Source organism: Priestia sp. Y58 (genome assembly GCF_029522095.1).
Lineage (GTDB): Bacteria > Bacillota > Bacilli > Bacillales > Bacillaceae_H > Priestia > Priestia megaterium_E.
Map to the genome: position 1 here is coordinate 145960 of NZ_JAKWFL010000009.1, position 13625 is coordinate 159584.

The following is a 13625-nucleotide window of genomic DNA, read 5'->3' on the forward strand; positions in this document are numbered from 1 at the left end:
TTTTATTTTAAAGCTGCTTTTGTTAATGCACGATGGCCGATGTCTTTGCGATAGAAAAAGCCTTTTTCTACATCGATATGAGCCATTTGCTTGTATACTTCTTGCTGCGCTTCTTGAAGAGTTGCTCCTTTAGCACCTACTAATAGAACACGGCCGCCGTTTGAAACGTATGTGTCGTTTTCTAAAGCTGTACCAGCGTGGAAAACAAGCGCGTCTTCACTAATCGCATCCAAACCGTTAATTGGCGCACCCTTTTGATAATCTTCTGGGTAGCCTGCTGCTGCTAATACGATTCCGATAGCCGCTTCATCATCCCATTCAATTTCTACTTTTTCTTCTTTCAAAATGCGAAGAAGCACATCGACTAAATCACTTTTCATACGCGGCAGTACGACCTGTGTTTCAGGATCTCCAAAACGCGCATTAAATTCAATAACTTTTGGTCCTTTTTGTGTTTGAATCAGACCAGCATATAGAATTCCTGTATACTCACAGCCTTCTTCAGCTAATCCTTTAGCCATTGGAAGTAAGATGTTTTCTACAGCCTCTTGTACTTCTGCATCACTGATTTGCGGAACAGGAGAGTAAGCTCCCATGCCTCCTGTGTTCGGACCTTGATCTCCGTCAAAAGCTCGCTTATGATCTTGTGCAATTACCATTGGATATACATTTGTACCGCGTACAAATGCCATTAATGAAAATTCTTCACCATCCAAAAATTCTTCTACAACTACTTTTGCACTTGCTTCTTTAAATTTTTGGTCAACTAGAAAATCACGTAATGTATCTACAGCTTCTTCCACTGTTAAAGCAACAGTTACACCTTTACCAGCGGCTAAGCCGTCTGCTTTAATAACAATTGGAGCGCCTTGCTTTTCCACATATGCTTTTGCTTCCTCGTAAGACGTAAATGTTTCATACGCTGCGGTTGGAATATCATACTTTTTCATGAGCTCTTTTGCAAAGCTTTTGCTTCCTTCAATCATCGCTGCTTGTTTGCGCGGTCCAAAGACTGGAAGACCTTCTTGTTCAAATCGATCAACAATGCCTTCAATTAGCGGATTTTCTGGTCCAACAATTGTTAATCCAATCTTGTTTTCTTTTGCAAATAGCACAAGCTCTTCTTGGCTGCTTTCATCGATTGGTACAATCGTTGCCACATCTCTCATGCCCGGATTTCCTGGTGCTACAAACACTTCGTTAACAAGTGGACTTTTTGAAGCTTTCCATGCAATTGTATGCTCTCTTCCGCCTTTTCCAATAACTAAAACATTCACGTTCTTCACCTCATTAATGTTTAAAATGTCTTACGCCTGTAAATACCATTGCAATGCCGTATTCATCTGCTTTTGCAATTGACTCTTCATCACGAATTGATCCGCCTGGCTGAATAATAGCTGTGATTCCTGCTTTAGCTGCTGCTTCTACTGTATCCCCCATTGGGAAGAACGCATCTGAACCTAAAGCTGAACCTTGTGCTTTTTCACCAGCTTGTTCAATCGCAATTTTTGCAGCGCCTACGCGATTCATTTGACCAGCCCCGACGCCAATTGTCATGTCATCTTTTGCAAGTACAATAGCATTAGACTTAACATTTTTAACAACTTTCCATGCTAATTTTAAATCTGCCCACTCTTTTTCCGTTGGCTCGCGTTTCGTTGAAACAGTAATCGTTGCGTCATCAAATCCGAATACGTCTTCATCCTGGACAAGCACGCCGCCTTTTACAGATGTTAAGAAAGCTTCTTTTTCTGCCTTTTCATCAAGCTCTATCGTTAGTAAACGAAGGTTTTTCTTAGCTGTTAATACATCTAATGCTTCTTGATCGAACGCAGGAGCAATGATGATTTCTAAGAAAATTTCTTTTAACTGAATAGCCGTTTCACGGTCGATAGGACGGTTAGCTGCTACGATACCGCCAAAGATAGATGTAGGATCCGCTTCGTATGCTTTTTGATAAGCTTGAGCAATTGTTTCACCCACACCTACACCGCAAGGATTCATATGTTTGATCGCTACGATAGCCGGCTCTTTGAATTCTTTTACGATTTGAAGAGCTGCATTTGCATCGTTGATATTATTGTATGATAACTCTTTTCCATGCAGCTGCGTAGCTGTTGCAATAGAACCTTTTTGTGTTAACGGCTTTTTATAGAAAGAAGCTTGTTGGTGAGGATTTTCTCCGTATCGTAAGCCTTGAACACGCTCATACGTTACTGTTAATTTCTCAGGAGTTGTTTCACCTGTAATGTTTGTTAAGTATTCAGCGATTAATGCATCATAAGCTGCCGTATGACGGAATACTTTTGCTGCTAATCGTTGATTGGTTTCAAACGAAACATTGCCATCAGCTTTTAACTCTTCTACTACGGTTGCGTAATCGCTTGGATCTACTACAACTGAGACAGAACGATAGTTTTTCGCAGCTGAACGAAGCATTGTAGGTCCACCGATGTCAATATTCTCAATCGCTTCAGCAAGCGTTACATCCTCTTTTTCAATTGTCTTTTTAAATGGATATAAGTTTACAACTACAAAGTCGATTGGCGAGATATTATGCTCTTTCATTTGTGCTTGATGCTCTTCGTTATCGCGTAACGCTAATAAAGCACCGTGAACGTTAGGATGCAATGTTTTTAAACGGCCGTCTAAAATTTCTGGGAAACCAGTTACTTCAGAAATTCCGATAACGTCAATGCCGTTTTCTTCTAGCGTGCGTTTTGTACCGCCAGTTGAAATAATTTCTACTCCTAAGTCCTTTAATTCTTGTGCAAATGAAACAATACCTTCTTTATCAGATACGCTAATAAGCGCGCGTTTTGCTGTCATTTTGTAAACTCCTCCTGATCCGATCTCTCATTTAAAATCTTTCTTTCACTACTACTCTACCATAGTAAAGGATTAAAACTTTTTTGACAAGGTTACATCCTATTTATTTAACTGCGGCTTGTTCAAATAATTCATTTAGTACCGCGGGATAAAATTGATGTTCAATTTCATGAATGCGGGCCTCAACTGTTTCTCTTGTATCGCCTTTTTCAATGCGAATAGCCTGCTGATCAATAATTGGTCCTGTATCCATTCCTTCATCTACAAAATGCACGGTAATTCCAATCACTTTTACTCCTGCATCAAAAGCTTGACCAATAGCATCAATCCCAGGAAATGCAGGTAAAAGCGACGGATGAATATTAACAATACGATTTTTGTATGGCTTAAGCAACGTCGAGCCAACTAATCGCATATATCCTGCTAAAACAAGAAATTCTACTTTAGCTGATGTAAGCTCTGCAAGAATTGCTGCTTCATACGCTTCTTTATCTTCATAGTTTTTAGGCGAACAAACAAAGCATGGTATTCCACATGCTTTTGCTCGTTCAATTACGTATGCATCGGGTTTATTACAAACAACAAGCGCAATATTTGCTTTTAATCGACCTGACTGAGTTGCTTCGTAGATGGATTGAAAGTTACTGCCGTTTCCAGAAGCAAACACTGCAATATTTATCATGCAAACGTCCCTCCAGCAAACTCAACACCTGTTCCTTCTTTTACACGTCCGATAACAAATGCTTTTTCGCCTTCGTTTTCAATTGCTTCAATGACTTTATTCATATCTTCAGGTTCAACAGCTAAAACAAATCCGATTCCCATGTTGAATACTTCAAACATTTCTTTACGGTCCAACTTGCCTTGCTCTTCAAGGAAATCAAACACGTATGGAATTGGCCAAGAACCGTAATCGATTTCTACACCTAGACCTTCAGGAAGCATACGAGGGATATTTTCAACAAATCCGCCTCCAGTAATATGAGCCATACCTGCAATCTTAGCTGCATGTAATGCTTTTAGGACCGGCTTCACGTATATTTTTGTTGGTGTTAATAACTCAACTCCAAGCTTTTCATTAAAACCAGCGTAAGTTTCGTGAAGGTTTAATCCTTGATCATCAACAATTTTACGTACAAGAGAGTAGCCGTTGCTGTGAATACCGCTAGATGAAATACCGATCAACAGCTGTCCAGCTTTAATCTCATCTCCAGTAATAATTTCTGACTTTTCTACTGCTCCTACTGTAAATCCTGCAAGATCATATTCATCTTCTTCGTATAAACCTGGCATTTCAGCTGTTTCTCCGCCAATTAACGCACAGTTGGATTGTTCACAGCCGTCTGCAATTCCTTTTACAATCGATTCAATTTTTTCAGGAACTGCTTTCCCGCAAGCAATATAATCTAAGAAGTAAAGAGGCTCTGCTCCTTGTGCTAAAACATCGTTTACACACATGGCCACTGCATCCACACCGATTGTGTCATGCTTATCCATTTGAAAAGCAAGTTTCAATTTTGTTCCTACTCCATCTGTACCAGAAACAAGAACAGGCTCTTTTAAATTCAATGTAGATAAATCGAACATTCCGCCAAAGCCGCCGACTGTTCCCATAATACCTGCACGAGCAGTGCGTTCTACGTGCTTTTTAATACGTGAAACAGCTTCATATCCTGCTTCTAAGTCAACTCCAGCTTGTTTATATGAATATGACATGTTGTCACTCCTTTTTTACGTTAAAACTAACAAGTTACCTTTTCATGAGGGTGTACAGTATCTGGATAAATTTCAGTTGGATACTTTCCAGTGAAACATGCCATACACTGTCCGCCGTTGCCTTCATACTGTCTGCCGATTGCATCTACTAACCCTTCGTTGCTTAAGAAAACAAGTGAATCTGCTTCAATCAATTCACGAATTTCTTCAACAGAGCGCGTAGCAGCAATTAGCTCAGAGGATGACGACGTGTCAATTCCATAAAAACATGGATTTTTAATAGGGGGTGAACTAATGCGTACATGTACTTCAGTTGCTCCTGCTTCTCGAAGCATACGAACAATGCGACGGCTTGTTGTGCCGCGAACGATAGAATCATCTACCATGACAACACGTTTACCCTCTACAATTTTACGTACAGGAGACAGCTTCATTTTTACACCTTGTTCACGCAGTTCTTGTGAAGGCTGAATGAATGTACGGCCTACGTATCGATTCTTAATTAAACCTAATTCGTATGGAATTCCTGACTGTTCTGCAAAACCGATCGCTGCTGAAATGCTTGAATCGGGAACGCCTGTTACAACGTCTGCTTCAATTGGCGACTCAACTGCAAGTTGTTTCCCAAGGTTTTTACGAGCAGAGTGAACATTGATTCCATCAATATTGCTATCTGGTCTTGAGAAATAAATATATTCCATACTGCAAATTGCGCGGTTTACATTTAATGTGAAACGTTCTGATTGAATACCTTCATCGTTAATAATGAGTAATTCACCCGGCTCTACATCACGCTCATGAACTGCTCCAACAATATCGAACGCACATGTCTCAGAAGCTACTACATAAGCATCACCTAATCGTCCAATTGATAACGGACGCAATCCGTGAGGGTCAAGTGCAACCATCATCGTATCTTCTGTTAAGATAACGAATGCGTATGCGCCTTTAACCATTGATAAAGCATTTTTCACTTTATCTTTCATATCTTCATAGCCGCTTCGCTTAATTAAATGAGCAAGTACTTCTGTATCCGATGTTGATTGAAAAATACTCCCTTGGTTTTCCAGCTGATGCTTTAATGCATTTGCATTAACCAAGTTTCCATTATGAGCTAACGCAAGGCTTCCGCTATGAGAGCGGAAGTGAAGGGGTTGAACATTTTCAAACCCTCCGCCTCCAGCTGTTGCATAACGAACGTGTCCAATTGCTGCTTTACCGTTTAGTTGCTCTAACTCTCCGTGGCCAAATACTTCGTTAACAAGACCGACGCCTTTCATTACTGTCACTTTTTCTCCGTCTGTTACAGCAATACCAGCGCCTTCTTGTCCGCGGTGCTGCAAGCTATGCAAACCGTAATAAGCAATCTGGCTTGCATTTTCATGTCCCCATACACCGAATACGCCACATTCTTCGTTTAAGCCTTTGATTTCAGCAAGCATGGAAGCGCTCCTTTCCAAGCAGTAGTTAATTCTTCAACTGATAATTGAACAAGAACATTTTCTTGATGTTTAACAGTTAATGTTGCGTCTTCTGTTACGCGTCCTACTAATGTTACATCTTGTACAAGCATTTCGAATTTTTCTTTATTCTCTGGAGAAACCGTTACGATAAAACGCGATTGTGTTTCACTGAATAGCTCTGCTGTTGCTTCTCCGTCTACCGTTACGTCCACACCTAATCCGCTGCCGTTCATCACTTTTTCAGCTAGGGCTACCGCGAATCCTCCTTCTGCAATATCGTGAGCAGATTGAACTGCACCTTCACGAATTGCTTGAAGAAGCTGATCTTGACGTGTTTTTTCAACTGCTAAATCTAATTTAGGTGAGTGCCCAAATACCGTACCGTTTTCTAGTACTTTTTGAAGCTCAGTACCTGCGAATTCTGCTTCAGCTTTACCAATAACATAGATTAAGTCATCTTTTTGCTTCGCATATTGAGTTGTAATATGGTTGATATCGTCGATCAAACCAACCATTCCGATAACAGGAGTTGGGTAAATTGCTTCACCTTTTGTTTCATTGTAAAGAGATACGTTACCGCCGATAACCGGAGTCGATAGCTCACGGCAAGCGTCGCTCATACCGTCTGTTGCTTTTTCAATTTGCCAGAAGATTTCTGGTTTTTCAGGGTTACCGAAGTTTAAGCAATCTGTAATTGCAAGAGGCTGTGCACCTGAACATACAAGGTTACGAGCAGCTTCTGCTACTGCAATACGGCCGCCTACTTCTGGGTCTAGGTATAAATAGCGAGAGTTACAGTCTGTTGTCATCGCTAATGCTTTATTTGTATCACGTACACGAACAACCGCCGCGTCAGATCCAGGAGATACAACTGTGTTTGTACGTACTTGATAGTCATATTGGTTGTAAACCCACTCTTTGTTTGCAATAGTAGGCTGTTTTAAAAGTGTTACTAACATATCACTGTGATTTTCAACAGTAGGAGCATATGCTGACTGCTCTTGGAACTCACGATAGTATGCTGGCTCTTTAGATGGCTTGTGGTATACCGGTGCATCTTCTGCTAATGCATCTACAGGAACATCTGCTACTACTTCTCCGTTATGCGTTAAACGAAGGCGCTTATCATCGGTTACGTGACCAACTGAAACAGCTTCTAATCCGTATTTTTCTACGATTTCTACGATTTCATTTTCACGGCCTTTTTCAACAACGATGAGCATGCGCTCTTGAGATTCTGAAAGCATCATTTCATATGGTGTCATACCTGTTTCACGCTGAGGTACAAGATCAAGGTTCATTTCAATACCAGAACCTGCTTTACTTGCCATCTCTGCTGAAGAACTTGTTAAGCCCGCAGCACCCATATCTTGAATACCGACTAAAGCGTCACACTTGATAAGTTCTAAGCAAGCTTCAAGAAGAAGTTTTTCCATAAATGGATCTCCTACTTGTACAGCAGGACGTTTTTCGTCTGACTGATCAGATAGTTCTTCAGAAGCAAATGTTGCGCCGTGAATACCGTCGCGGCCCGTTTTTGCTCCTACGTACATAACCGTGTTGCCAACGCCTTTAGCTTGACCTTTTTGAATGTCTTCGTGATTAATTAAACCCACACACATAGCGTTAACAAGCGGATTTCCTTCATATGAAGCTTCAAACTGAATTTCTCCGCCTACTGTTGGGATTCCTACACAGTTACCGTAACCTGCGATTCCCGCTACTACTTCCTCAAACAAATGACGAACCTTTGGAGATGTTAATTCACCAAAACGCAAAGAGTTTAAAAGTGCAATCGGTCTTGCTCCCATTGAAAAGACGTCACGAATGATACCACCTACACCAGTTGCTGCTCCTTGATAAGGTTCAATCGCTGATGGATGGTTATGACTTTCGATTTTAAATACAACGGCTTGGTTGTCACCAATATCAACGATACCAGCTCCTTCACCAGGACCTTGTAATACTTTTTCACCCGTGATAGGGAATTTTTTCAGTACAGGCTTAGAGTTTTTATAACTGCAGTGCTCTGACCACATAACAGAGAATAAACCTGTTTCTGTATAATTAGGAGTGCGACCAAGCAGTTGCTCTACATTTGCAAACTCTTCGTCTGTTAATCCCATGTCTCGATATAACTTTTGTTCTTTAATTTGCTCTACATTTGGTTCAAGAAGTAACGACATTTTGTTCCCTCCACTGCTTTACGATTGATTGAAATAATTTAAGTCCGTCCGCGCTTCCTAAAAGATCGCTTACCGCTCTTTCTGGGTGAGGCATCATTCCTAATACGTTGCCTGTTTCGTTTGTAATCCCTGCAATATCTTGAAGACTTCCGTTTGGATTATCACCTGCGTATTGGAAAAGAATCTGGTTGTTTTCAATCAATTTTTGTAACGTGTGTTCATCACAATAGTAGTTGCCTTCACCGTGTGCCACTGGAATAGCAATTACTTCATCTTTGCCATAAGCATTTGTAAACATTGTTTCGTTATTAGCTACTTTCAAATTCACTGTTTTACAGATGAATTTTAAGTTTTCATTACGGCGCATAGCACCTGGCAGTAATCCTGCTTCTAATAAAATTTGGAATCCATTACATACACCTAGTACTGGCTTTCCTTGGCTTGCTGCTTTTTTTACAGCGTCCATTACATTTGAGAAGCGAGCGATAGCACCTGAACGAAGGTAATCTCCATATGAGAAACCACCTGGAAGCAAGATACCATCATATTGATCTAATGATTCTGTATCGTGCCAAACGTAATCTACTTCTTCACCAAGCTCATCTTTGATAGCATGATACATATCGACGTCACAGTTTGATCCTGGAAAAACAATTACAGCAAATTTCACTGTACGACAACCTCCTCAACCTCGTAACGGTAATCTTCAATTACTGTATTAACTAAAAGCTTTTCACACATTTCTTTTACGCGTTCATCTAATGAATCTGTGTTGTCGATTGTTAGCTCTAAAAATTTACCGATGCGTACTTCTTCTACTTCTTCATAAGACATACGGTGCAATGAATTTTTAACGGCTACTCCTTGAGGGTCTAATACACTTTCTCTTAATGTGACAAATACTTTTACTTTATACATGGTTGGGTTATCCTCCGATTCGCTGTAAGATTTTTTCGTATGCTTCTGTTAACCCGCCTAAATCTCTGCGGAATACATCTTTATCTAATTTTTCGTTCGTATGAACATCCCAGAAGCGGCAAGTGTCAGGTGAAATTTCATCCGCTAAAATAATGTCGCCTTGAGAAGTACGGCCGAATTCTAATTTAAAATCTACTAAGAAAATATCTTTATCTTTGAAAAATTTCGATAATATTTCGTTGATTTGAAGTGCTTGTGCCTTTAAACTATCAATCTCTTCTTGAGTTGCAGCCTTAAGGAAAATCGCATGTTCTGCAAGAATTAATGGATCACCAAGCGCATCATCTTTGTAGTAAAGTTCAACGATTGGCTGTTCAAAACGAATACCTTCTTCTACGCCAATTCGCTTCGCAAGGCTTCCTGCTGTAGCATTTCGTACAACAACTTCAAGCGGAACAATTTCTACTTTCTTAACCGCTTGTTCATGATCTGAAAGCTGCTTCACAAAGTGAGTTGTAATCCCTTGCTCATGTAACATTGAAAATAGTAAACTACTAATTTGATTGTTCAACTGTGCTTTTCCGCTAATCTCCGCTTTTTTCTGACCGTTGAATGCTGTAGCTTCATTTTTATAAGCAATCCACAATACATCTTGCTCATCAGTAGCGTAAATTTTTTTCGCTTTTCCTTCATAAAGTAACTCTTGCTTTTCCATGCTGTCACCTCTACATACAGAATATTCAGATACACTTTCTTAGATAAAGGCAAGGACGTGCCTTGCCTTTTTTATTAAAGACCTAAACGTTCAAAAATCATATCTACATTTTTTAAATGGTGCTTATGATCGAAGCAATCTTCAATCTCTTCTGGTGATAAGTGGCGAGTAATGCGCTCTTCACCTTCAATTAAAGAACGGAAAGGAACTTGCGTTTCCCATGCTTCCATTGCTTTTGGCTGCACTAAGTCGTATGCTTCTTCGCGTACCATGCCTTTATTGATTAGTGTTAACAGTACACGCTGTGAGTAAATTAATCCTAGTGTACGATCCATGTTGCGCTTCATGTTGTCAGGGAATACTGTTAAGTTTTTAACAATGTTTGCAAAACGATTTAACATGTAATTTAAAGCAATCGTTGCATCGGGTAAGATGACACGCTCTGCCGATGAATGAGAGATGTCACGCTCATGCCAAAGCGGTACATTATCATAAGCTGTAACCATATAGCCGCGAATTAAGCGAGCAAGTCCCGTTACGTTCTCAGAACCGATTGGATTACGTTTATGAGGCATTGCAGATGATCCTTTTTGACCTTTTGCAAAGTACTCTTCAACCTCACGTGTTTCACTCTTTTGAAGACCGCGAACTTCTACTGCAAATTTCTCAATAGATGTTGCAATTAACGCTAGTACTGACATATAGTGTGCATGACGGTCACGCTGTAATGTTTGCGTAGAGATTGGTGCTGGTGAAATTCCTAACTTCTCACATACGTATTTTTCAACGAAAGGATCGATGTTAGCGAACGTTCCAACTGCTCCTGACATTTTACCGAATTCCACTTCAGCTGCAGCACGTTTTAAACGCTCTAGGTTACGCTTCATTTCTTCATACCATAATCCCATTTTCAAACCAAATGTCGTTGGCTCAGCGTGTACACCGTGCGTACGTCCCATCATAACCGTATACTTATGTTCTTGAGCTTTTTCCTTTAGTACTTCTACAAAGCGCTCTACGTCACTTAGCAAGATTTCATTAGCTTGCTTTAATAAATAAGATAGAGCTGTATCAACTACGTCAGTTGAAGTCAAACCGTAGTGTACCCACTTGCGCTCTTCACCAAGCGTTTCAGATACTGCACGAGTGAAAGCTACTACGTCATGACGCGTTTCCAATTCAATTTCATTGATGCGGTTAATATCAAAAGATGCATTTTGACGAATTAACTTCACATCTTCTTTCGGAATATGTCCTAATTCTGACCATGCTTCGCAAGCTAGAATTTCAACTTCTAACCAAGCTTTAAATTTATTTTCTTCTGTCCAAATAGCTGCCATTTCTGGTCTTGTATAACGTTCAATCATGTTGTTACTTCCTCCGTTCTTTCCCAAATTCCTAGAGATTCGGCTTTTTCTATCGCCTCATCTATCTTATCAGCTAATACCGTGATATGTCCCATTTTTCTCTTCTCTTTTGCAACTTTTTTTCCGTACAAATGCAAGTGCATATCATCTAAACATTCGATTTTTGCCATTGTGTTCTCAATATGTTCCCCTAATAGGTTAACCATAACAGCAGGTTTTAATAAAGTCGGCTGTGCTAGGGTCCAGTTACAAATGGCTCTTACATGCTGCTGAAATTGAGAAAGATCACAAGCATTGATTGAATAATGACCTGAATTATGAGGTCTAGGTGCCATTTCATTTATATAAAGCTGACCTTCTTCAGTTAGGAACATCTCAACTGCTAATGTACCAACTAAATCTAATCCTTTTGCTATTTCTTGCGCATATTGAAGAGCTTTCGCTTCTTGATCTGCTGTAATACGTGCCGGAACAATCGTTTGGTGCAAAATATGATGCTTATGAATGTTCTCAGCTACTGGTAAACATACCGTTTCGCCTTTTGCATTGCGGTGTACAATAACTGATACTTCTTTATCTAAGTTCATCCACTGTTCTACAATGCATTCCGACTGTGCTAATAGCTCAGCTGCTTCACGAATATTATTCTCATTTTTCACTAGAACTTGCCCTTTACCGTCATATCCGCCTCGGCAAGTTTTTACGACACATGGATAACCAATTGTTTCGACAGCTTTTAAAAGTTCTTCTTCAGTCGTAACGATTGCGTAATCAGGAACGTCTAGATTAAGCTTTGTAATCATTTCTTTTTCTAAACGACGATTTTGTGTAACGGCTAGTAAATGACTGCCTTGTGGCACGTAGCATTTTGTTTCTAGCCACTTCATCATCTCAACATCAACGTTTTCAAATTCATAGGTGATGACATCTGACACTTCAGCAAGCTGTTCAACCGCTTTTCTATCATCATAGTTGCCAATGACTTTAATATCTGCTACTTGACCGCAAGGAGAATCTTCTGTTGGTTCAAGCACTGCAATGTAATAACCCATTTCTTTAGCAGATAGTGCAATCATTCTTCCTAGCTGTCCACCGCCTACGATTCCAATTGTTTTACCAGGAGGTATAAGTAAATTAGACAAGTTGATCACTACTTTCTAACACAGATGATTTAATAGACTCTCTACGATTTTCAAGTTGATCACTTAACGTTGGATCCTGTGTTGCTAAGATTTGTGCTGCTAGCAGGCCAGCGTTCGTAGAACCAGCTTTTCCAATAGCTACTGTAGCTACCGGTACGCCACCTGGCATTTGAACAATCGATAAAAGTGAATCTAAACCGTTTAAGTTACTTGATTTAACCGGTACACCTATTACAGGTAAAATTGTTTTTGCAGCAATCATACCAGGTAAGTGAGCAGCGCCACCAGCGCCAGCAATAATAACTTTAATCCCTCGTTCTTTAGCAGTTTCAGCATACTCAAACATATAATCCGGCGTTCGATGTGCTGATACAACTTTCTTTTCATATTCAATATTTAATTCATCTAAAATGTCACACGCATATTTCATAGTGCTCCAGTCTGACTGACTGCCCATTACAACAGCAACTTTTACATTCATGAATAAAAGCTCCTTTTTCACGTTATAAAAAAACCTAGGGTACGTTATGGCTCACTAAAGGAAAGCCACAACTACCCTAGGTTTCATGTATCAACATTCCTTTTGAAAAGGAATCATGTTTACCTATTTAGTAATTGTACTCTCCTCATAGTCCAATGATTTACGGTCATCGGGTAGAAACTCGTGGGCCATATTCCCACTATTATATGAGGTTTCGGATATCTCAATTGACAACTTAATAATAACAGCCAAACCGGAAAAAAGTCAACCTAAAAATCGAATGTTTACTATTTTTATCATTAAAATGTTCGTATTTAGAGACTTTTCCCTTCGAAAACAATCTGTTGCTTTACCGGAACATACTCTTTTTTACCATTTATTTCTTTTTCTTCAAAGATAGGCTTTTCCATGCGTCGAACGGGCATATACCCATCTTTTTTCATTCGATCTAAACAACTTGCGATTGTTTCATTTTCCTGTAATTCGTATAGTACTTTTTTTGATTTCTTACCCAAAATGCAGCCTCCAGTTTGAAAGAAGTTTCTTACAAAGTCAAAAAGAACTTTTATAATAAAAAATTAAATGAATCCACTATAGTGTAACATAATTTAAAAGTTAAATTCACGCTGTAATTTTTAGAAACAAAAAAGACTAGTCATTGAATGACTAGTCTTTTTATTGGCCTGGCAACGTCCTACTCTCACAGGGACAAAGTCCCAACTACCATTGGCGCTAAAGAGCTTAACTTCCGTGTTCGGTATGGGAACGGGTGTGACCTCTTCGCTATCGCCACCAGACAAGAGATTGC

13 protein-coding genes, 1 rRNA gene and 1 riboswitch are annotated in these 13625 nt (G+C 39.7%); all 14 genes read right to left on the minus strand.

What is annotated here, in order from left to right; translation table 11 throughout:
- Positions 1-2: 2 nt before the first annotated feature.
- Positions 3-1277, minus strand: a complete 1275-nt coding sequence (gene purD, locus MMB68_RS22865; RefSeq protein WP_025752919.1) for a phosphoribosylamine--glycine ligase — start codon at positions 1275-1277, stop codon at positions 3-5.
- Between the two features lie 13 nt (positions 1278-1290).
- Positions 1291-2829 carry a bifunctional phosphoribosylaminoimidazolecarboxamide formyltransferase/IMP cyclohydrolase gene (purH, locus tag MMB68_RS22870; protein ID WP_221785703.1) on the minus strand — a complete coding sequence of 513 codons (1539 nt, stop codon included), beginning with the start codon at positions 2827-2829 and terminating at the stop codon, positions 1291-1293.
- A 103-nt stretch (positions 2830-2932) separates the two neighbouring features.
- On the minus strand, positions 2933-3511 hold the full coding sequence (purN, locus tag MMB68_RS22875; RefSeq protein ID WP_221785704.1) for a phosphoribosylglycinamide formyltransferase: 579 nt from the start codon (positions 3509-3511) through the stop codon (positions 2933-2935).
- Positions 3508-4545, minus strand: a complete 1038-nt coding sequence (purM, locus tag MMB68_RS22880) for a phosphoribosylformylglycinamidine cyclo-ligase (RefSeq protein WP_028412529.1) — start codon at positions 4543-4545, stop codon at positions 3508-3510. The genes purN and purM overlap by 4 nt, the downstream gene beginning before the upstream one ends.
- 26 nt (positions 4546-4571) lie before the next feature.
- Complete coding sequence (gene purF / locus MMB68_RS22885) at positions 4572-5987, minus strand: amidophosphoribosyltransferase (RefSeq protein ID WP_013055041.1); 1416 nt, start codon at positions 5985-5987, stop codon at positions 4572-4574.
- Positions 5963-8194: a phosphoribosylformylglycinamidine synthase subunit PurL gene (gene purL / locus MMB68_RS22890; RefSeq protein ID WP_221785705.1), complete on the minus strand. Its 2232-nt coding sequence runs from the start codon at positions 8192-8194 to the stop codon at positions 5963-5965. Before purL ends, purF begins: the two co-directional genes overlap by 25 nt.
- Entirely contained in the window at positions 8178-8864 is a 687-nt protein-coding gene (purQ, locus tag MMB68_RS22895; protein WP_013055039.1) for a phosphoribosylformylglycinamidine synthase subunit PurQ, read from the minus strand. The genes purL and purQ overlap by 17 nt, the downstream gene beginning before the upstream one ends.
- On the minus strand, positions 8861-9112 hold the full coding sequence (purS, locus tag MMB68_RS22900) for a phosphoribosylformylglycinamidine synthase subunit PurS (RefSeq protein WP_221785707.1): 252 nt from the start codon (positions 9110-9112) through the stop codon (positions 8861-8863). The genes purQ and purS overlap by 4 nt, the downstream gene beginning before the upstream one ends.
- A gap of 7 nt (positions 9113-9119) precedes the next feature.
- A complete protein-coding gene (gene purC, locus MMB68_RS22905) occupies positions 9120-9827 on the minus strand; it encodes a phosphoribosylaminoimidazolesuccinocarboxamide synthase (RefSeq protein WP_128821365.1) in 708 nt (235 codons plus the stop codon).
- 74 nt (positions 9828-9901) lie between these two features.
- Positions 9902-11194: an adenylosuccinate lyase gene (purB, locus tag MMB68_RS22910; protein ID WP_013055036.1), complete on the minus strand. Its 1293-nt coding sequence runs from the start codon at positions 11192-11194 to the stop codon at positions 9902-9904.
- Positions 11191-12336, minus strand: coding sequence for a 5-(carboxyamino)imidazole ribonucleotide synthase (purK, locus tag MMB68_RS22915; RefSeq protein ID WP_013081438.1), 1146 nt, complete (start codon positions 12334-12336; stop codon positions 11191-11193). Before purK ends, purB begins: the two co-directional genes overlap by 4 nt.
- Positions 12329-12817, minus strand: coding sequence for a 5-(carboxyamino)imidazole ribonucleotide mutase (purE, locus tag MMB68_RS22920; RefSeq protein WP_013055034.1), 489 nt, complete (start codon positions 12815-12817; stop codon positions 12329-12331). The genes purK and purE overlap by 8 nt, the downstream gene beginning before the upstream one ends.
- 128 nt (positions 12818-12945) lie before the next feature.
- Positions 12946-13047: riboswitch (purine riboswitch) on the minus strand.
- An 84-nt stretch (positions 13048-13131) separates the two neighbouring features.
- Positions 13132-13332 carry an NETI motif-containing protein gene (locus MMB68_RS22925; protein WP_014461942.1) on the minus strand — a complete coding sequence of 67 codons (201 nt, stop codon included), beginning with the start codon at positions 13330-13332 and terminating at the stop codon, positions 13132-13134.
- Positions 13333-13498: 166 nt separating this feature from the next.
- Positions 13499-13614 (minus strand): 5S ribosomal RNA (rrf, locus tag MMB68_RS22930).
- Positions 13615-13625 lie beyond the last annotated feature (11 nt).